Origin of the sequence: Allobosea sp. UNC402CLCol, from assembly GCF_000745475.1 — a bacterium.
GTDB classification, from domain to species: domain Bacteria; phylum Pseudomonadota; class Alphaproteobacteria; order Rhizobiales; family Beijerinckiaceae; genus Allobosea; species Allobosea spartocytisi.
This window is the reverse complement of the sequence record NZ_JQJJ01000013.1, coordinates 128,955-147,401: the sequence shown is the minus strand read 5'-3', so window position 1 is coordinate 147,401 and position 18,447 is coordinate 128,955. Positions and strand designations below refer to the sequence as shown.

The following is an 18,447-nucleotide window of genomic DNA, read 5'->3' as shown; positions in this document are numbered from 1 at the left end:
ACAGCGCCGGAAGGCGTCTTCGACCTGTCGGGTGGCCGGGCGACCTCTTGAGCATCGGCGCTCCGCGCCGGTCAGGGCGATTCCGGCGCGGTCCGGTTCGGAAGCTGGGACAACACGCCCATGATGGGCCGCAGATGCTGCTCGAGGATGCCGAGCGCCTTCGCCTCGTCATACTCGCTCAGCGCCTCGATGAGCGCGTGATGTTCCTTGCGGATGCGCGCGATCCGGCTCGGATCCGTGCTGATCGCCGTCATCGCGACGCGCTGCTGGCGCGCCCCGAGCGACTGGTAGAGCTCGGACAGCACGACATTGCCGACAGCGGCGACCATGGCGAAATGGAAGTTCCGGTTGAGCTCGATCCGGCCGAAATAGTCGCCCTCCGGCCGCTCGTCGAGCTGCGCGAGGATGGTGCCCATTTCGGCGGGCAGCGGGATCTCCTCACGGCAGATCCGGCTGATGGCGTGGCTCTCGATCATCCGCCGGGCTTCGTAGAGATCGATGAGCTCCTGCGCCGTCACCTGCCGCACCAGCGCGCCGCGGCGCGGCAGCAGATCGATGAAGCGTTCGGCCTCGAGCCGGTGGAAGGCTTCGCGCACCGGCGTGCGCGAGACGCCCAGCGCGGAAGAGATCTGCTCTTCCTCGACGAAGGAGCCCCCCACGAAGCGGCCGCGCAGGATCTGCTCGCGGACGTAGAGATAGACCCGCTCGCGCGTCGGCCGGCCGCGCTCCTCGGCGGGCTCGTCCTGAAGCTCGATCATCGCCATGAGCGTATCATCCCGAAAAGTGCATTCCTTTTCGATATGATGCCATGCCGAGTTGACTGTGGACATCAAAAAATCCGCCACGTATACGTGATGCATCAGAAGCGAGGGGTGCGTCCTATTGGTGGCGCGCGACCTGCGCCGGGGAACGTTAAGCCGTGCACCTGCCGACTGTGATTCATGCTGTTTTGGCCTGTCGGGCGCCGCATTCGCGCGGCTGTCGTCGGCCGGGCACGGCATGGCTATTGCACATCGCAGGCTGACGCGGAGATCAGCAAGCACGCGCGCCAGCCAGAGCAGAGGATCAGCCGATGAGCATCTCCCGCCGTTCTCTCTTGGGTGCCGGTCTTGCCGCTCCGGTACTGGTTTCGCCCCTGTTCAGGCAGTCCGCGCAGGCCCAGCGCGCGAACGGCATCATCCGCTACGGCCTTTCCGCCTTTCCGCCCAATCTCCAGCCCTGGGTCTCGACCGGCGCCTCGGCCGGCACGGTCAAGATGCTGATCCATCGCAGCCTTGTCTCCTACGGGCCGGACGGGGAATTGCGCGGCGAGCTCGCAGAATCCTGGTCGCGTGACGCCGAGGGGGCCTGGGTCTTCAAGCTCCGCCCGGGCTGCGTCTTCCAGAACGGCGACCCGGTCACCGCCGACGACGTCAAATGGTCGATCGAGCAGATCGCCGGCGAGAAATCGACCGCCTATATGCGCGCCCAGTTCCAGAGCATCGAGCGCGTCGAGATTCCCGATCCGGCGACGGTCCGTCTCGTCACCAAGGAGCCGCTGGTGACGCTGCCGAGCTGGTTCGGCAACTACAACACCTTCATCCTCTCGCGGAAATCGACGGCGAACGAGCCGATCGGCGCCGGCCCCTTCCGGCTGGTCGGGCAGGAGCGCGGCACCTCGCTCGACCTCGCGGCCTTCGACAAGTTCTACAAGCCGGGTTTCCCCAAGCTCAAGGGCATCAAGTTCGTCGTCTATGCCGACGAGAACCTGCGCAACGCGGCGTTGATGTCCGGCGATGTCGACATGATCGAATACGTGCCCTGGCAGTCGATGGCGGCGGTGGAGGCCGATCCGCGCCTCAAGCTCGACAACCAGGAAGGGCCGTTCATGGACGTGCTCTTCAACGGCACCAAGCCGCCCTTCAACGACCCGCGCGTGCGCCGCGCCGTCGCCCATGCCGTGCGCCGCGAGGACATCGTCAAGGCTGCCTTCTTCGGCCGCGGCAAGCCGCTCGAAGGCCTGCCGATCGTCGAGGGCACACCCTGGTACGACGACAAGCTCGCCCATGGCTGGAACTACGATCCGGCCCGCTCCAAGGCGTTGCTGGCCGAGGCCGGCTTCGCCAACGGCTTCCAGACGACGCTGCTGTCGACCGCCCAGTTCGGCATGCACAAGGACACCGCCGAGATCGTCCAGCAGCATCTGGCAGCGGTCGGCATCCAGTGCGAATTGCAATTGCCGGACTGGTCGACCCGCGTCAGCCGCGGCATGCGCGGCCAGTACGACATGGCGATCCACGGCGTCTCCTCCGACAACAACGATCCGGACGGGCTGACGGTGGTGCTCGACACCACGCTGTCGCCGGCGCATGGCCGCTCGTTCAAGGTCGATGCGCCCCGCACCATCGCGGCCCTCGCGCGGGGCCGGGCCGAGTTCGACCAGGCCAAGCGCGTCGCGATCTACAAGGAGATGCAGGCCGCCGCCTTGGAGGAGGTGCCGCTGGTCGGCCTCGCCTGGCGCCAGCAGGGCTATGGCATGGACAAGAACGTGATGGGCTTCGTCAACCTGCCCGGCGCCCTGACGAACTCCTCCGGCAACATGCTCGAGCAGACCTATTTCGGATGAGCACGGCCTGGCTGACACGGCGGGTCCTGCTGACGCTGGCGATGGCCTGGGTGGTCGCGACCATCGTCTTCCTGGCACTGCACATGGTGCCGGGCGATCCGGCAGAGCTCCTGCTCTCGACCTCGGGCGCGGCGCCCGATCCGGCCTCCGTCGCGGAATTGCGCGAGAAGCTCGGCCTCGACCTGCCGCTGCTCACGCAATACGGGAACTTCCTCGCGGGTCTGCTGCGCGGCGATCTCGGAAACTCCCTCGTCGATGACTACCCCGTGCTGCAGGAGATCGGGCTGCGGCTGCCGCGCACGCTAGAACTGATCCTCGCCGGCACCGTCATCGCCGTTATCTTCGGCGTGCCGGCTGGGGTCTATGCGGCTGTCCATCGCGGCGGAGCCTTCGACCGCGCGGCGTCCTGGATCACGGCGCTGCTGCTCGCCGTGCCGGTCTTCGTCGTCGGTACGCTGCTGGTGCTGCTGCTGGCGCAGACGCTCCGACTCATGCCGGCGGGCGGCTATGTTCCCTTGGCCCAGGACCCGGCACAGCATCTCAAGCTGCTGACGCTGCCCGCCATCGCGATCGCGAAAGGCCTGGCGGCGGTGCTGTTTCGCATGACGCGCGCGGCGACGCTCGATGCGCTCGCCCATGACTATGTCCGCACCGCTCGCGCCAAGGGACTGTCGCCCCGCCGCGTCCTCGTGGTGCATGTCCTGCGCAACGCCCTGAACCCGGTCGTCACCGTGCTCGGCCTGCAGATGGGCACGCTGCTCGGCGGTACCGTGCTGGTCGAATATGTCTTCAACTGGCCGGGGCTCTCCACGCCGCTGCTGCGGGCGGTCGAGGGGCGCGACTACCCGATGGTGGTTGGCATCATCCTGACGATCTCCGTGCTGTTCCTGCTGATCAACCTCGCCGTCGAGCTCCTCCATGCGGCGATCGACCCGCGGGTGCAGGCATGAGGCTCGCACGCGCCAAGGGCCTGAGGCGCCTCATCCTGCCCGCCGGCGTCGTCAGCCTGATCGTGCTCGTCGCGCTCGCTGCCCCGCTCCTGCCGCTGCCGGACCCGATCCGGCAGGATGTCGCCCAGCGCCTCGCCGGCCCGATGTCGGGCTCCTGGCTGGGCCGGGACGAGTTTGGCCGCGACGTGCTCTCGCGGTTGATCTGGGGCGCGCGCACCAGCCTCTCCGTCGCCTTCGCCTCGGCTGTTGTCGCCGGCCTCTTCGGGGTCACGCTCGGCCTGATCGGCGGCTGGACCCGGAGCTGGGGCGCCTTCCTGACCGTGCGCAGCGTCGAGATCATCATGTGCTTTCCGCCGGTGCTGCTGGCGCTGCTGGTGGTCACGCTGCTCGGACCGGGCGCAGGCACGCTGCTGCTCGTGCTCTCGGTGCTCTACGTGCCGGGCTTCGCCCGCGTGACCTATGCCGAGGTGCTGGCAGTGAAGGGCCGCGACTATGTCGAGGCGACGCGTGCGCTCGGCGCCACCTCCACGCATCTGCTGTTCCGCACCGTGCTGCCGAACATTGCCGGCCCGCTGCTCGTGCAGTTCTCATTAGCGGTCGCGGCGGCGGTGGTGATCGAGAGCGGCCTGTCCTTCCTGGGCCTCGGCGTCGTGCCGCCATCGCCCTCCTGGGGTCTGATGATCCGCGGCGCGCGGGCGACGATGGAGCAGGCCCCGCTGCTGCTGCTCTGGCCCTGCGCCGCGCTGACGCTGACCATCCTCGCCATGAACCTGCTTTGCGACGCCTTGCGCGATCTGCTCGATCCGCGCACGGCGGAGCACTGATCTCACCGCTCTATCAAGATCAAGCCTGAAGGAAGGACGAAGCCATGGCCGCCAAGACAGATCCCCTCGTTCACATGGGGACGATCACGGGCGGGGAGGCCCGCCAGATTCTCGAAGCGAACCCGGTCATCCTGCTGCCGATGGGCAGCCATGAGGATCAGGGCCCGCACGCGCCGATGGGCGACTATCTTCTCGCCGAGAAGATCGCCGAGCTCGCCGCCATCCGCGCCACCAAGGCCGGTACGCGCACGCTGGTGGCGCCCGTCCTGCCCTTCGGCGGGGCCGACTGGTTCGGCGCCATGACCGGAGGCATCGCCATCTCGCAGGCGACGCTGACACAGGTCATCGCCGAGATGGTCGAGTCGCTGCACCGCAACGGCCTGACGCGGATCATCGTCATCAACGGCCATGGCGGCAATGTCGGGCCGATCGCCGAGGTCGCGCGCGAGCTCTATCTGCGCGAGCAGATCGTGCTGCCGAGCCTTTATCTCTGGCGCATCGGCTACGGCCTCCTGCCCGGCATCCTCGGCGGCGCCGACAAGGCGGCGGCGGTCGCCGGACACGGCTCCGATCCGCTGACCTCGATCGGCCTGCACCTCTTCCCCGAGCTGATCCGCAAGGACCTGATCCCGGAGGGCAAGCCGCTGAAGAAGGACCCGGTTCTCGATCTGCAGTTCACCGGCCTCGGCACGGCGAGCTTCGAGGGCCATGAGGTCGCGATGCCCAACGAATACGACGAGGTCTACAATCTCGGCGTGGCCAAAGGCGACCCGCGCCTGTGCTCGGCCGAGACGGGCGCTGCCCTCACCGAGAAGCTGACCGATATCTGCGCCCGTTTCATCGCGCATTTCGCCAGCAAGGTCTCGGCCTGACGATTCCGCCTGCCGCGGTCGCCCGCGGCAGGCTCGCCCATGCCCAGCGTTCGCACTCGCCAGTTGCAGGAGGTCCCCATGCCGACACGCCGCCTCATCCTCAAGACGGGTCTTGCGACCATCGCCATGCCGGCCGTTCTGCGCGCGCAGGGCCTCAGCGGTCAGATCACCCTGCAATCCTATTCCGGCATCTTCCAGGACAACTACACCAAGGCGGTGATCGAGCCCTTCATCGCGGCCAATCCCGGCGTGAAGGTGAATTTCGTGCCTGGCGGCACCTCGGCCCAGATGGTCGGCACCATCCGCGCGCAGAAGGCCGACCCGCAGATCGACGTCTCGATCATGGACGTCACCACCTCCAGCATCGGCAATCTCGAGGGCCTGTTCGAGAAGCTGACCCCGGCCGAGTTCCCGGTGCTCGACGAATTGCTGCCGGAGGCGCGCAAGGCCGGTGGCGAGTTCGGTCCGGCCGTGACCTTCGACCATCTCGTGCTGGTCTATGATGCGGCGCTGACCCCGCCACTCGCTAAACTCGCCGATCTCTGGCGCCCGGATCTGAAGGGCCAGATCGCCCTTTCGGCCCCGCCGAACATCCAGGGCCTGGCCCTGACCGCCATGGTCGAGAAGATGGAAGGCGGCGACTATCGCAAATCGATCGACGCCGCGATGAAGAAACTCAGGGAGCTCGCCCCCTCGGTCAACACCTTCGAGCCCAATCCGGACGGCTACTCGCTGATCCTGAACGGCGTCGTCAAGGTCGCGACCGGCTGGAACGCCCGCTCGCAGCTCTATGGCGATCAGTCGAACGGCAAGATCCGCACGCTGCTGCCGCCCGAGGGCTCGGTCTTCCAGATCAACACCATCAACCTCAGCGCCGGCTCGAAGAACCGCGCCGCCGCTGCCGCCTTCGTCAGACACGCCCTCTCCCAGCCGGCGCAGAAGGCCTTCACCGAGCGCATGTTCTACGCGCCGACCAACGCCAAGGCCCAGATCGACGCCAAGGCCGTCGCGCGCACCGCCGCCGCGCCCGAAAGCCGCTCCACCATGATCCCGCTCGACTGGAACGACATCCTCAAGGTGCGCGACCAGTGGAACAATCGCTGGCGGCGCGAGGTCATCGCGGCGGCGCGCTGAGCGGGCAACGGGTAAGCGACGATGAGCTATCTCGAACTTGCTGGGCTGCAGAAGCGCTATGGCGCCTCTGTCGCAGTCGACGACGTCTCGCTCGCCGTGGAGAAGGGCGAGGCGGTCGCGCTGCTCGGCCCCTCCGGCTGCGGCAAGACGACGACCTTGCGGATGCTGGCGGGGCTCGTCGAGCCCGATCGCGGCGCAATCCGTGTCGATGGCATCGCGATGACCAATTTGCCGGCTCATAAGCGCAATATGGGCTATGTCTTCCAGTCCTATGCGCTGTTTCCGCATCTGAGCGTGGCTGGGAACGTCGCCTTCGGGCTGGAAGAGCGTCGCCGGCCGAAGGCCGAGATCGCGCGGCAGGTCGAGGACGCGCTGGCGCTCGTCCGTCTCGCGGGGCTCGACCAGCGCCGCCCGCGCGAACTCTCGGGCGGGCAGCAGCAGCGCGTGGCGCTGGCTCGCGCGCTGGTGATCCACCCTTCCGTGCTGCTGCTCGACGAATCCCTCTCCAACCTCGACGCCAAGCTGCGCGACGCGATGCGCCACGAGATTCGTTCGATCCAGCGCTCGCTCGGCATCACCACGCTCTTCGTCACGCATGATCAGGTCGAGGCCTTGACCATGTGCGATCGTATCGCCGTGATGCATCGCGGCCGCATCGCCCAGATCGGCACGGCCGAGGATATCTACGAGCGCCCGGCGACCCGCTTCGTGGCCGAATTCGTCGGACGCGCCAACGCCCTGCCGGCGACGCGCGGTCCAGACGGCAAGGTCCTGCTCTGGAACGAACCGCAGCCCGTCACCGCTCCCGCCAGCGGGGAATTCGACGTCTTCGTGCGGCCGCAGCGCATGCGTATCGTTCCCCTTTCGGAGGCGGTCGGCGCGGAGACTGTCCGGGTGAGCGGGCGCATCCTGCGCAGCGTCTTCGTCGGCGACCATGTCGAGGTGCTGGTTGAGGGCGCGGGCGGGCAATTGACGGTCGAGATGCCGTCGGGCAGCCCGGCGCTGGCTGAGGGCGCCGAGGTCGCGGTTATCTGGCGGGCGCAGGACAGCCTGCCCTTCCCGCGCGAGGCGCCATGAGCGCGACGCGCCGACTGCGGCTGCTGCTGGTACCGGCCGGACTCTTCGTGCTGGCCATCTATGCCTGGCCGACCCTGCTCCTGCTGCGCAACGCCTTCAACGAAGTCGGCCCGACCGGCGCGCTGGTCGCGGCCTGGTCGCTGAAGACGGCCGCCGACACCTTCGCCGACGGCTTCACCTTCGAATTGACCTGGAACTCGATCTGGCTCTCGCTCGTCGCGACGGCGATCGCGCTGGCCTTGGCCTATCCGCTCTCGCTCTTCCTGTTCCGCACGACCTCGCGCTGGCGCGGCGTCCTGGCCGTGATCGCCATCCTGCCGATGCTGATCTCCGGTGTCGTGCGCGTCTTCGGCTGGCTCGCCATTCTCGGCGATCGCGGGCTGGTCAACGGCCTGCTGCAATGGCTTGGTCTGATCTCGGCGCCGCTGAAGCTCGTCTTCAACTGGACCGGTGTCACCATCGGCCTGGCCGAGAGCATCATGCCCTACATGATCCTCGCCTTGCTCGCCGGCTTCGGCCAGCTCGACCGGACGCTGGAGGAGGCGTCGCGCTCGCTCGGTGCTTCGCCGTTCCGAACCTTCCTGCGCGTCACGCTGCCGCTCAGCCTGCCCGCCATCGTGCTGGCGGCGGGGCTCGGCTTCGTCCTCTCGATGTCGGCCTATATCACGCCGAAACTGCTCGGCGGCGGGCGTGTCTTCGTGCTGGCGACCGAAATCTTCGAGCAGGCGACGACCAACACCAACTGGCCGGCGGCCGCGGTGCTCGCGCTCTACACGCTCGTGCTCCTGCTGGTGCTGCTCGCCTTCTCCAACCTGCTGGCCCGGAGGCTGAGGCGATGAACGGCGCCGGCCCCGTCCTCTCCGGCATCGCGGCACTCGTCTATGCGCTGATCCTGGCGCCGATCGTCGTGGTCTTCACGCTCGCCTTCTCGGCGGATAACTTCATCCTGTTCCCGCCTTCCGGCTACTCGCTGCGCTGGTTCCAGGCGCTCGCCGGGAACGCTCCGCTGCTGTCGGCGCTTGGCTTGAGCGTGCAGGTCGCGAGCGTGGTGACGCTGTGCTCGCTCCTCGTCGGCGTGCCCGCCGCGCTGGCACTGGCCAAGGGCGAGTTCCGGGGCAAGGACGCGCTGACCGGCTTCTTCCTTGCGCCGCTGCTGCTGCCGACGCTGATCACCGGCCTCGCATTGCTGCTGTTCTTCACGCCGCTCCGGCTCACCGCGACGCTGCCCGGCCTCGTCCTCGGCCATATGACGGTGACGGTGCCCTTCGTCATCCGGATGATGGCGACGGCGCTTGCGAACCTCCCGCACGACATCGAGGCCGCCGCCGCAACGCTCGGCGCCACGCCCTGGCGTGTGGTGCGGCGCGTGACGCTGCCGCTGGCGGCGCCGGGGCTGATCGCTTGCGCCTGCCTGTCCTTCCTGCTCTCCTTCGACGAGACGGTGATCTCGCTCTTCATCGCCGGCCCGCGCGCCTCGACCCTGCCGGTCGAGATGGTGCGCTATGTCGAAGGCCGCACCGACCCGCTGATCGCGGCGCTTTCGGTCGTTCTCATCATCGCCACGCTGATCGTCGTCGTCGCGGTCGAACGCCTTGTCGGCGTCGCCCGCGCCGTCGGACGATAGCTTGGAAGCATCATGTCGTCCGAAAACCGGTCCCCACTTTTCGGCGTCATGCCTCAGGAGAAGACACCATGCCCGATTACCGCATCGCCCCCATGCCCGAGCAGCTTCCGGCCGCGCTCGTGGAGAAGCTGCTCAAGGTCGAGACCGCGACCGTCGGCCACTCCCAGCATTGGGGCTTCATGGATCGCGGCATCCAGCCGTTGCTGCGCACGAAGCGCATCGCCGGCGCGGCGGTGACGCTCGCCATTCCCGGCCAGGATTCGACTTTGCTGCATCACGCGCTCGGGCTGCTCCGGCCGGGCGACATCCTCGTTGTCGACCGCCTGGGTGACGACAAGCACGCCTGCTGGGGCGGCGGCGTCACCGTCGCGGCCAAGGCGGCCGGCGCGCTTGGCGGCATCGTCGACGGCCCCTGCACCGATCTGACCGAGATCCAGGATTCCGATTTCCCGATGTGGTGCCGCGGCATGTCGCCGATCACCACCCGCCTCTACAATCTCGGCGGCACGCTCAACCATCCCATCTCCTGCGGCAATGTGCCGGTGAAGGCAGGTGACGTCATCCTGGCCGACGAATCCGGCGTGCTGGTGCTGCCCCGCGAGGAGGCCGAGGCGATTGCCGACGCGGCCATCGCCCGGCAGGAGCGTGGCGAGAAGACGCAAAACCGCGTCAAGGCCGGCGAGAAGCTCGGCGACATCTCCGGCGCCACCAAGATGGTGCTCGACGCGCTGGCCCAGAACGGCTGAGCCGCCTCGTCCCGAAGCCTCCACACGACACCTTCGCCTTCAAGACCGGAATCCCATGATGTCTGAGACCATCGTCCTGCTCGATATGACCACGCCGGAGCGCGCCGACCGCCTGCGCGCGCTCCTGCCGCCGGGCTTCGTCCTGACCCATGGCACGGCGCGCGGCGATGAGCATATGAAGGAGATCATCGCCGAGGCCGACTATGCCATCTCCGGGCAGGTCGGCGTCTCGCGCGAGGTGCTGGCGGCGGGCAGGAAGCTGAAGCTCCTGCACAAATGGGGCGTCGGCTACGACAACATCGACATTGCCGCTGCGAAGGAGCTCGGCATCAGGGTCGCGCGCACCACCGGCTCCAACGCCGTTCCGGTCGCCGAATTCGCGCTCGGGCTGATGCTGTCCTCGCTGCGCTTCATCGCCTATGGCCATGAGGAGCTGAAGAAGGGCCATTGGGCGACCGGCAAGCTGCCCGGCGACACCTACATGCTCTCCGGCAAGACGGTCGGCATCGTCGGCTTCGGCGCCATCGGCAAGAACGTCGCCAAGCTGCTCAAGGGCTTCGGCTGCAAGATCCTCTACAGCAAGCGCACGCCGCTCAGCGCAGCTGAGGAGGCCGAGCTCGGTGTCAGCCACGCCTCGCTGGCGCAGATCCTGGCGGAGGCCGATGTCGTCTCGCTGCACTGCCCGCTGACGCCGGAAACCACGAACCTGATCGATTCTGCCGCCCTCAAGGCGATGAAGAAGACGGCGGTGCTGGTCAACGTCGCCCGCGGCGGGGTGGTCAACGAAGCCGATCTGGTCACGGCGCTGCGGGCGCGGGAGATCGCGGGCGCCGCGATGGACGTCTATTCGGTCGAGCCGCTGCCGCCGGACAGCGAGTTGCTGACCCTCGACAATATCGTGGTGACGCCGCATCTCGCCGCCATGGCGGCCGACAACTTCGCGCCGACGGTCAAGCGCATGTTCGCCAACATGGTGCATGTCTCGCGCGGCGAGCCCGTGCCGGAGCGCGACATCGTCGTCTGACCGGCAGCCTCAACTCCTGAGGAAGCCGATCGATATCCACGGGACCGCTGCGACGATCAGCAGCCCGATGAGAAGGGCCGCGATATAGGCCCAGATGTATTTGAGGCCATCGTCGGGGTTGATCTTCGAGATGGCGCAGGCGCCGTAATAGCCGACGCCGAAGGGCGGGGCGAAAAGGCCGATGCCCATCGCGAAGATCACGACCATGGCATAATGGACCTCGTGCACGCCGAGCTGGTGGGCGATGGGGAAGACGAGCGGCCCGAACAGCACGATCGCCGGGATGCCTTCCAGCACCGAGCCGAGGACGGTGAAGGCGACGATCGAGATGCCGAGGAAGCCCCAGCTTCCGCCCGGCACGGCGGCCATGGCCTGGGCGAGGTCGCGCGAAAAGCCGGACTGGGTCAGGCCCCAGGCCATGGCGGTAGCGCAGCCGATGATGAAGATGATCGCGCCGGTGAGGGAAGCGGTCTCGACCAGCATCTTCGGCAGGCGCCGCCAGTCGAACTGGCGGTAAAGCAGGAGGCCCGCCAGAATCGCATAGGCGATACCGATGGTCGAAACCTCCGTCGCCGTGGCGACGCCTTCGACGACCGCGGCGCGGATGACGAAGGGCAGCGCGATGGCGGGTGCGGCGATCAGGGCGAGCTTGGCGATCTCGCGGCGGGAGAAGCGCGTGACGTTGCTGAGATCCTCGCCCCTGCAGCGCCACCAGACGACGACGCAGAGCGCAGCACCGAGCACGACGGCGGGCAGCATGCCGCCGGTGAACAGCGCGGCGATCGAGACGCCGGTGACCGAGCCGATGGTGATCAGCACGATCGAAGGCGGGATCGTCTCGGTCTGGGCGCCGGTGGCGGAGAGCAGCGCGACGAGGTCGCCGGGCTTGGCGCCGCGCTTCTGCATTTCCGGGAAGAGCACCGGGGCGATCGCGGCCATATCGGCGATCTTCGAGCCGGAGATGCCGGAGACCAGATACATCGCGCCGATCAGCACATAGGACAGCCCGCCGCGGACATGGCCGAGCAGCGAGGCGAGGAACTGGATCATGGCGCGCGCCATGCCGGTCATCTCGATCAGGGCGCCGAGGAAGATGAAGAGCGGGACGGCGAGCAGGATGAGATGGCTCATGCCCTCGTCGAGCCGCCCGACCATGACGAGCATCGGTGTCGAGGTCGTGCAGGCGAGATAGCCGAAGGTGGCGAGGGCGAAGGAAAACGCGATCGGCACGCCGGAGAAGACGTTGAGAGCGACGACCCCGACGAAGAAGACGATCAGGTTGAGCTTGCCGAGCGGCTTCAGCATTGGGCCGGCGAGCCAGAACAGGACGACGAGCGCGAGCGTGACGGCGCCCGCCAGCAGCACCGGCTTCCATGAGCCGAAGCGGACGAGGCGCAAGCAGGCGACGACGAGCATCAGGGCGATGCCGATGGGGAGCGCGCCTGCGCGCCAGGCATTGGAGATCCCCAGCGCCGGCGTGACGATGAAGTTCTCTTCCTCCGCGTATTCCAGCGCATGCGGCAGGATCATCAGCAGGAAGGCGATCGCGGCGGTGACGGCGAGCGCCTCGAGCACCGCACGGGTGCCGGGCGAGACGCGGCTGACGAGCCCGGTCATCCGCATATGCTCGCCGCGCCTGAGCGCGATCACCGCGCCGAGCATCGACAGCCACAGGAACAGGATCGAGGCGAGCTCGTCGGACCACACTAGCGGTGCGTGGAAGACGTAACGCGCCAGAACGCCGGCGCCGAGCAGCGAGATCTCGACGACGACCAGAATCGCCGCGATCGTCTCGACCAGCAGGCCAAGCACCCGCTCGACAGGGGCGGCAGCGCGCCCAAGCGCGGTCGCGGAAACATCCGCCGAAATCGGCAGGCTTGCGCCGTGAGCATCCATCGAGACGTTTCCGCTTATCGTATTTTGAGCCCTTATAGGCCGGGGTGGGTCCGGGAGACTAGCCGTAACGACGGGTTCTCCCGTTCGGCATGCACGCACCTCGATGCGTTGGGCCGCCTGGCTCAGGCCGATATCCCGTCAAGCAGTTTCGCGGGTTGCCTTTTTGGAAACAAAGAGAGAACATGGGCCATGTCCATCACCGACGCCATTCTCAACCCGCCGCCGGCGCGGCCGGATATCACTCGCGCCGTCTGCCGGGGCGCCAGCCGGCATCTGCGCGAGCGCGGCCATGCCATCGTCAAGGAGATGACCTTCGCCAATGGCCGGCGCGGCGACATCGTCGCGCTGTCGCCCGCGGGCGAGCTTTGGGTGGTCGAGGTCAAGTCCGGGCTCGCCGATTACCGGGTCGACGGCAAATGGCCGGATTACCGCGACTATTGCGACGGTTTCCTCTTCGCCGTGGCGCCGGAATTCCCGCGCGAGATCCTGCCTGATGATGTCGGGCTGATCGTCGCGGACGCCTATGGCGGCGAATTGCTGCGCGAGCCGCCGCGCCATCCGCTCGCGCCGGTGCGTCGCAAGATGCTGACCATCGCCTTCGCGAAGCTGGCGGCGGGGCGTCTGGCGCTGCTCGAGGACCCGCCCGGCGCGGGCTGAGCGTCGGAGACGGCAGCGTTCCGTGTAGCCGGGTGCCCTGTCGTGAATTCATCTCACAGATGATGATCCGCCCCTCATACTAATTCACAGCCGCTTCAGGGGCTATCTCCGGGACAAATTTCGCATCCGGAGGCTTCCATGCCCGTTGCCCTTTATGCCCTGACCGTCGGTGCCTTCGGCATCGGCGTCACCGAGTTCGTGATCATGGGCCTGCTGCTGCAGGTCTCGGGCGATCTCGGCGTGTCCATCCCCGTCGCCGGCCTGCTGATGACCGGCTATGCGCTCGGCGTCTTCGTCGGCGCGCCCATCCTGACCATCGCGACGCGCGGTCTGCCGCGCAAGACGACGCTGCTCGTGCTGATGGCGATCTTCACCCTCGGCAATCTCGCAGCCGCCCTGGCGCCGAGCTTCGCCTGGCTGATGACGGCGCGCATCGTGACCGCGCTGGCGCATGGCACGTTCTTCGGCGTCGGCTCGCTGGTGGCGACGAGCCTCGTCGCGCCCGAGCGCAAGGCCTCCGCCATCGCGATCATGTTCACCGGCCTGACGCTTGCGACCCTGCTCGGTGTGCCCTTCGGCTCCTGGCTCGGCCTCGCCTTCGGCTGGCGCTCGACCTTCTGGGCGGTCACCGCCATCGGCATCCTGGCTTTCCTCGTGCTGGCGGCCTTCGTCCCCGCCGACAAGGAGCGCGTCGTCCCGGGGCCGCTCGCCGAGGAGCTGAAGGTGCTGGCGCGGCCCCAGGTCCAGCTCGGCCTCGTCATGACCGTGCTCGGCTTCGGCGGCATCTTCGCGATCTTCACCTTCATCCAGCCGATCCTCGTCCAGCTCGCCGGCTTCAGCGAGGCGGCTGTCTCGCCGGTGCTGCTCGTCTTCGGCGGCGGCCTCGTCGTCGGCAACCTGCTCGGCGGCCGCTGGGCCGACCGGAGCCTGGCGCCGGCGCTGATCGGTTCCCTCGCCTTGATGACCGTGGCGATGTTCGCGTCGGGCTTCGCCTTCCACAGCCAGACCGGCGCGGTGATCGCTGCCTTCGTGCTGGGTGCGGCGGCCTTCGCCACGGTGGCTCCGCTGCAGATGTGGGTGCTGCAGCAGGCGGGCGGCGCCGGCCAGGGCCTTGCGTCCAGCCTGAACATCGCCGCCTTCAATCTCGGGAATGCGCTGGGCGCCTGGCTCGGCGGGCTGGTGATCTCGCATGGCCCCGGCCTTGGCGCGATCGCGCCGGTCGCCGCGCTGGTGCCGCTCGCGGCGCTGGGGCTGGCGGCGGTCGCGCTGACGTTGGATCGGAAGGCCGCGCGGACGGTCTGCGCCTGAAGAAGACGCTTCGGAAAGCAAAACCCCGCCGGATCGTGATCCGGCGGGGTTTTCGTTATCTGCCTGGCGTCAGCGTGGTGCGCGCTTGGCGAGGATGCGCTGCAAGGTGCGCCGGTGCATGCCGAGGCGACGCGCCGTCTCGGAGACGTTGCGGTTGCAGAGCTCATAGACGCGCTGGATATGCTCCCAGCGCACCCGGTCTGCCGACATCGGATTTTCCGGCGGCGAGGGGCGGGCGTCGCGGGCGGCGGCCAGCGCGGCGTGAATTTCATCGGCATCGGCCGGCTTGGCGAGGAAGTCGAAGGCGCCGAGTTTCACGGCGCTGACCGCCGTCGCGATATTGCCGTAGCCGGTCAGGACGACGCCGCGCGCATCCGGGCGGCGCTCCTTCAGCCGGGCGATCACGTCGAGCCCGTTGCCGTCGCCGAGCCTGAGATCGATCACCGCGAAGGCGGGTGCCGCCTCTTCCACGGCGGCGAGGCCGGCCGCGACGCTGTCGGCGATACGCACGATATAGCCGCGGCCTTCCATGGCGCGGGCGAGGCGGGTCAGGAACGGCTTGTCGTCGTCGACCAGCAGCAGGGACATGTCGGCGCCGGTTCCGGGCCTGTCGATCTCGCTCTGGGTATCCTGCATTCTGGTCTCCTTGCCGCTTGTCCATGCGCGCTGCGGTTGCGCGGGTTTTGGGATCGTTTCGGTTGTTCGCAGGGCTTTGGCCCCGCGCTCAACCCCTCTCATGTAGTGCGGATGGCGGGGCTGCGGTACCCCCGAAGGCCGGAAGGTCGGCTTCGAAGATGTCGCGGGGCCAGTCGATCCGGATCGAGGCGCCGCTCTCCGGCGCCGGCCGGTTCGAGAATTCGATCGAGGCGCCGCCGCGTTCGAGCAGCGTCTTGGCGATGAAGAGCCCGAGGCCGAGCCCGCCGCCGGCGCGGTTCTCCGCAGTCCCGCGCGAGAGATAGGGCTCGCCCGCCCGCATCAGCACGTCGGGCGGAAAGCCCGGCCCGTCATCGGCGATGGTCAGCGTGACATGGCTTGCGGTCCAGGAGGCACGGATCGTCACGGCCGCGCGCGCGAAATCGACGGCGTTGTCGACGATGTTGCCGAGGCCGTAGATCATGCCGGGATTGCGTCGACAGACGGGCTCCGGCTTCTCGCCTTGCATGGTGATCTCGAAGGGCACGCCGAAGGGTCGCTGCGGCCCGGCCGTTTCCTCGATCAGCAGGCGCAGCGTCAGCCTGTCGAGCGGGCCGGCATCTTCGTCCTGCAGGCTGGAGAGCTTGGCGAGGATGCCGCGGCAACGCTCGACCTGCTCGCGCAGCAGCGCGATGTCCTCGGCCATCTCCCCGTCGGGCGGGGCGAGGCGCGTCAGCTCGCGGGCGACGAGCGCGATGGTGCCGAGCGGCGTGCCGAGCTCATGCGCGGCAGCGGCGGCGAGCCCGTCGAGCTGCGAGAGATGCTGCTCGCGCGCCAGCACGAGCTCGGTCGCCGCCAGCGCATCGGAGAGGTCGCGCGCCTCCTTGGCGACGCGCCAGGCATAGATGCCGGTGAAGGCGAGGCCCAGCACCAGCGCGGCCCAGTTCCCGAGCTGGTAATAGGGCGGCAGGGTCGGCCGGTCCGGCCCGGCCCAGGGCAAGGGCAGGTGGAAGCGGCTGAGCACGGTCGCCAGCGCCGCGGCGAGCAGGCCGAGCACCAGCGTGCGCTGCGGCGGCAAGGCGGTCGCCGAGATCAGCACCGGCGCCAGGAAGAGGATGGCGAAGGGGTTCTGCAGCCCGCCGGTCAGGTAGAGCAGCGCCGCGAGCTGGACGATGTCGAAGGCCAGCAGCGCGGTTGCCGGGGCGTCCCTCAGCCGGTGGCTCAGCGGAAAACGCACGCGCAGCGCGATGTTGAGCCAGGCCGAGATCGCGATGACGCCGAAGCACCAGCCGAAGGGCAGGAGAAAGCCGAGGCCGAAATGGACGCCGGCGACGGCGACGCTCTGCCCGGCGATGGCGAGCCAGCGCAGGCGCACCAGCGTGTCGAGCCGCAGATGCCGGTTGGAGCGCATCAGGGCGGGCGTCGTCAGGTCGGAGGCCGTCACTGTTCCAGAACCTTGCCCAGGACCTTGCTCAAGACCTTGCTCAAGACCTTGCCCAAAATCTCGCCTAAGACCGCGTTCGACACCCCGTTCAACACCTTGCGATTGCTGCCGTCCTGGCTCCGTCCGAACTGCTGCGGAGCGAGGTTCCTGCCATTGGCCATCCACATGTCAGAGAATCTTAGCCTTTAGCCGGGTTGAATGAGAACAAAATCAACGTAAGGTGCGTTGTTGCGACGCATCATCGTTTTGCTGCGCCGCCGGAAGGACGTCAAAATCGCATGTACGGGGCCGCCATGTCGTTTGCCTATCATGCCTATGAAGCGGTTCACATGCTGGTGAGCCCGATGCGCGGCGTCTCGGACGCGATGCAATTGGCGTTCAAGAACCCCGCCAATCCGCTGACCTATACGCCGATGGGCCGCAGCGTCGCTGCGTCCTGCGAATTGTTCGAGCGCATGACCCGCCGCTACGGCAAGCCGGCCTTCGGCCTCGACGAGACGACGATCAACGGCGTCAAGGTTCCGGTCGAGGAGCGCGTCGTCTGGGAACGGCCCTTCTGCAAGCTCGTCTATTTCGACCGCAAGATTCCCGGCCGCCGCAAGCCGCAGCCCAAGGTGCTGATCGTCGCGCCGATGTCCGGTCACTATGCCACGCTGCTGCGCGGCACGGTCGAGGCCTTCCTGCCCGGCCACGAGGTCTACATCACCGATTGGGCCGATGCCCGCCTCGTGCCGCTCTCGGAAGGCCGCTTCGATCTCGATGACTACATCGATTACGTCATCGACATGGTGCACAAGCTCGGCCCCGACACGCATGTCATGGCGATCTGCCAGCCTTCGGTGCCGGTTATTGCTGCGGTCGCGCGGATGGAGGCCGAGGGCGACAACGGCGCGCCGCGCTCGATGACGCTGATGGGCGGGCCGATCGACACCCGCCGCTCGCCCACCGCGGTCAACCAGCTGGCCATGGAGCGCGGCACCGACTGGTTCCGGCGCAACTGCATCACCACCGTGCCGTTCCCGCATATGGGCGCGTTCCGGCAGGTCTATCCCGGCTTCATGCAGCTGTCGGGCTTCATGGCGATGAACATCGACCGCCACGTCACCGCCCATTACGACATGTTCAAGCATCTCGTTTCCGGCGACGGCGATTCCGCCGAGAAGCACCGCGATTTCTACGACGAGTATCTCGCGGTCATGGATCTGACGGCGGAATTCTACCTGCAGACGGTCGACACCGTCTTCGTCAAGCACGCCTTGCCGAAGGGCGAGATGATGCATCGCGACAAGCCGGTCGACCTCACGGCCGTCCGCCGCGTCGCGCTGATGACCGTCGAAGGCGAGCTGGACGACATCTCCGGCGTCGGCCAGACCAAGGCGGCACATGATCTCTGCGTCAATATTCCCGACGCGAAGCGGGTCCACTATCTCCAGCCCAAGGTCGGCCATTACGGCGTCTTCAACGGCTCGCGCTTCCGTGCCGAGATCCAGCCGCGCATCTCCGATTTCATGGTCAGCCTCGACATGGAGGCCGCCAAGGACCGCCGCGACGAGAGCGCCGGCGAGCAGCGCAAGGCGTTGAAGATCGCGGGCTGAGCCTTCCCGGCTGACGGAGGCTGCGGCGCGCAGCCTCTTCCGCATCGCCCGCGAATCC

At 67.7% G+C, this 18,447-nt stretch carries 18 protein-coding genes; 13 read left to right on the top strand and 5 right to left on the bottom strand.

Annotated features, from left to right (window positions below):
- Positions 1–71 precede the first annotated feature (71 nt).
- Entirely contained in the window at positions 72–764 is a 693-nt protein-coding gene (locus GY40_RS16945; protein WP_197062767.1) for a GntR family transcriptional regulator, read from the bottom strand.
- A 308-nt stretch (positions 765–1,072) separates the two neighbouring features.
- On the opposite strand from GY40_RS16945, the gene GY40_RS16940 reads away from it, so the two are divergent.
- The 10 genes from GY40_RS16940 to GY40_RS16895 all read left to right on the top strand — a co-directional run bounded on the left by GY40_RS16940 (position 1,073) and on the right by GY40_RS16895 (position 10,856).
- Positions 1,073–2,605: an ABC transporter substrate-binding protein gene (locus GY40_RS16940; RefSeq protein ID WP_038364649.1), complete on the top strand. Its 1,533-nt coding sequence runs from the start codon at positions 1,073–1,075 to the stop codon at positions 2,603–2,605.
- Positions 2,602–3,555 (top strand): ABC transporter permease, encoded by a 954-nt coding sequence (locus tag GY40_RS16935; protein ID WP_038364647.1) that lies wholly within the window; start codon positions 2,602–2,604, stop codon positions 3,553–3,555. The genes GY40_RS16940 and GY40_RS16935 overlap by 4 nt, the downstream gene beginning before the upstream one ends.
- Entirely contained in the window at positions 3,552–4,379 is an 828-nt protein-coding gene (locus GY40_RS16930; protein WP_038364644.1) for an ABC transporter permease, read from the top strand. Before GY40_RS16935 ends, GY40_RS16930 begins: the two co-directional genes overlap by 4 nt.
- Positions 4,380–4,423: 44 nt before the next feature.
- Positions 4,424–5,251 (top strand): creatininase family protein, encoded by an 828-nt coding sequence (locus GY40_RS16925; protein ID WP_038364642.1) that lies wholly within the window; start codon positions 4,424–4,426, stop codon positions 5,249–5,251.
- 78 nt (positions 5,252–5,329) lie between these two features.
- Positions 5,330–6,385: an extracellular solute-binding protein gene (locus tag GY40_RS16920; RefSeq protein WP_038364639.1), complete on the top strand. Its 1,056-nt coding sequence runs from the start codon at positions 5,330–5,332 to the stop codon at positions 6,383–6,385.
- Positions 6,386–6,406: 21 nt separating this feature from the next.
- Positions 6,407–7,462, top strand: coding sequence for an ABC transporter ATP-binding protein (locus GY40_RS16915; RefSeq protein WP_038364637.1), 1,056 nt, complete (start codon positions 6,407–6,409; stop codon positions 7,460–7,462).
- Complete coding sequence (locus GY40_RS16910) at positions 7,459–8,301, top strand: ABC transporter permease (protein WP_051988207.1); 843 nt, start codon at positions 7,459–7,461, stop codon at positions 8,299–8,301. Before GY40_RS16915 ends, GY40_RS16910 begins: the two co-directional genes overlap by 4 nt.
- Positions 8,298–9,086, top strand: coding sequence for an ABC transporter permease (locus GY40_RS16905; RefSeq protein WP_038364633.1), 789 nt, complete (start codon positions 8,298–8,300; stop codon positions 9,084–9,086). Before GY40_RS16910 ends, GY40_RS16905 begins: the two co-directional genes overlap by 4 nt.
- A gap of 68 nt (positions 9,087–9,154) precedes the next feature.
- Positions 9,155–9,832, top strand: a complete 678-nt coding sequence (locus GY40_RS16900; RefSeq protein WP_038364631.1) for an RraA family protein — start codon at positions 9,155–9,157, stop codon at positions 9,830–9,832.
- 58 nt (positions 9,833–9,890) lie between these two features.
- The gene (locus GY40_RS16895; protein ID WP_038364629.1) at positions 9,891–10,856 is read left to right on the top strand and encodes a 2-hydroxyacid dehydrogenase; all 966 of its coding nucleotides are present in this window, start codon (positions 9,891–9,893) and stop codon (positions 10,854–10,856) included.
- A gap of 9 nt (positions 10,857–10,865) precedes the next feature.
- Here the strand turns inward: GY40_RS16895 and GY40_RS16890 are convergent, their stop codons facing one another.
- Entirely contained in the window at positions 10,866–12,752 is a 1,887-nt protein-coding gene (locus GY40_RS16890) for a TRAP transporter large permease (RefSeq protein WP_038364628.1), read from the bottom strand.
- Between the two features lie 189 nt (positions 12,753–12,941).
- Between GY40_RS16890 and GY40_RS16885 the strand changes: the two genes are divergently transcribed.
- Complete coding sequence (locus GY40_RS16885; RefSeq protein ID WP_038364626.1) at positions 12,942–13,409, top strand: MmcB family DNA repair protein; 468 nt, start codon at positions 12,942–12,944, stop codon at positions 13,407–13,409.
- A gap of 138 nt (positions 13,410–13,547) precedes the next feature.
- Positions 13,548–14,717 (top strand): MFS transporter, encoded by a 1,170-nt coding sequence (locus GY40_RS16880; protein ID WP_038364624.1) that lies wholly within the window; start codon positions 13,548–13,550, stop codon positions 14,715–14,717.
- A 69-nt stretch (positions 14,718–14,786) separates the two neighbouring features.
- Here the strand turns inward: GY40_RS16880 and GY40_RS16875 are convergent, their stop codons facing one another.
- The 3 genes from GY40_RS16875 to GY40_RS27635 all read right to left on the bottom strand — a co-directional run bounded on the left by GY40_RS16875 (position 14,787) and on the right by GY40_RS27635 (position 16,961).
- On the bottom strand, positions 14,787–15,353 hold the full coding sequence (locus GY40_RS16875; protein WP_038364622.1) for an ActR/PrrA/RegA family redox response regulator transcription factor: 567 nt from the start codon (positions 15,351–15,353) through the stop codon (positions 14,787–14,789).
- Between the two features lie 88 nt (positions 15,354–15,441).
- Positions 15,442–16,761 carry an ActS/PrrB/RegB family redox-sensitive histidine kinase gene (locus GY40_RS16870; protein ID WP_038365158.1) on the bottom strand — a complete coding sequence of 440 codons (1,320 nt, stop codon included), beginning with the start codon at positions 16,759–16,761 and terminating at the stop codon, positions 15,442–15,444.
- Between the two features lie 29 nt (positions 16,762–16,790).
- Positions 16,791–16,961, bottom strand: a complete 171-nt coding sequence (locus GY40_RS27635; protein ID WP_156115984.1) for a hypothetical protein — start codon at positions 16,959–16,961, stop codon at positions 16,791–16,793.
- Between the two features lie 126 nt (positions 16,962–17,087).
- Here GY40_RS27635 and phaZ point away from each other — a divergent pair, with 126 nt between their 5' ends.
- Positions 17,088–18,389: a polyhydroxyalkanoate depolymerase gene (phaZ, locus tag GY40_RS16865; RefSeq protein WP_081925507.1), complete on the top strand. Its 1,302-nt coding sequence runs from the start codon at positions 17,088–17,090 to the stop codon at positions 18,387–18,389.
- Positions 18,390–18,447: the final 58 nt, after the last annotated feature.

What these genes read in the sequence shown, in the direction of transcription:
- GY40_RS16945 (WP_197062767.1), bottom strand. Translation starts at nt 764, where the DNA reads ATGGCGATGATCGAGCTTCAGGACGAGCCCGCCGAGGAGCGCGGCCGG.
- GY40_RS16940 (WP_038364649.1), top strand. Translation starts at nt 1,073, where the DNA reads ATGAGCATCTCCCGCCGTTCTCTCTTGGGTGCCGGTCTTGCCGCTCCG.
- GY40_RS16935 (WP_038364647.1), top strand. Translation starts at nt 2,602, where the DNA reads ATGAGCACGGCCTGGCTGACACGGCGGGTCCTGCTGACGCTGGCGATG.
- GY40_RS16930 (WP_038364644.1), top strand. Translation starts at nt 3,552, where the DNA reads ATGAGGCTCGCACGCGCCAAGGGCCTGAGGCGCCTCATCCTGCCCGCC.
- GY40_RS16925 (WP_038364642.1), top strand. Translation starts at nt 4,424, where the DNA reads ATGGCCGCCAAGACAGATCCCCTCGTTCACATGGGGACGATCACGGGC.
- GY40_RS16920 (WP_038364639.1), top strand. Translation starts at nt 5,330, where the DNA reads ATGCCGACACGCCGCCTCATCCTCAAGACGGGTCTTGCGACCATCGCC.
- GY40_RS16915 (WP_038364637.1), top strand. Translation starts at nt 6,407, where the DNA reads ATGAGCTATCTCGAACTTGCTGGGCTGCAGAAGCGCTATGGCGCCTCT.
- GY40_RS16910 (WP_051988207.1), top strand. Translation starts at nt 7,459, where the DNA reads ATGAGCGCGACGCGCCGACTGCGGCTGCTGCTGGTACCGGCCGGACTC.
- GY40_RS16905 (WP_038364633.1), top strand. Translation starts at nt 8,298, where the DNA reads ATGAACGGCGCCGGCCCCGTCCTCTCCGGCATCGCGGCACTCGTCTAT.
- GY40_RS16900 (WP_038364631.1), top strand. Translation starts at nt 9,155, where the DNA reads ATGCCCGATTACCGCATCGCCCCCATGCCCGAGCAGCTTCCGGCCGCG.
- GY40_RS16895 (WP_038364629.1), top strand. Translation starts at nt 9,891, where the DNA reads ATGTCTGAGACCATCGTCCTGCTCGATATGACCACGCCGGAGCGCGCC.
- GY40_RS16890 (WP_038364628.1), bottom strand. Translation starts at nt 12,752, where the DNA reads ATGGATGCTCACGGCGCAAGCCTGCCGATTTCGGCGGATGTTTCCGCG.
- GY40_RS16885 (WP_038364626.1), top strand. Translation starts at nt 12,942, where the DNA reads ATGTCCATCACCGACGCCATTCTCAACCCGCCGCCGGCGCGGCCGGAT.
- GY40_RS16880 (WP_038364624.1), top strand. Translation starts at nt 13,548, where the DNA reads ATGCCCGTTGCCCTTTATGCCCTGACCGTCGGTGCCTTCGGCATCGGC.
- GY40_RS16875 (WP_038364622.1), bottom strand. Translation starts at nt 15,353, where the DNA reads ATGCAGGATACCCAGAGCGAGATCGACAGGCCCGGAACCGGCGCCGAC.
- GY40_RS16870 (WP_038365158.1), bottom strand. Translation starts at nt 16,761, where the DNA reads ATGCGCTCCAACCGGCATCTGCGGCTCGACACGCTGGTGCGCCTGCGC.
- GY40_RS27635 (WP_156115984.1), bottom strand. Translation starts at nt 16,961, where the DNA reads ATGTGGATGGCCAATGGCAGGAACCTCGCTCCGCAGCAGTTCGGACGG.
- phaZ (WP_081925507.1), top strand. Translation starts at nt 17,088, where the DNA reads ATGTCGTTTGCCTATCATGCCTATGAAGCGGTTCACATGCTGGTGAGC.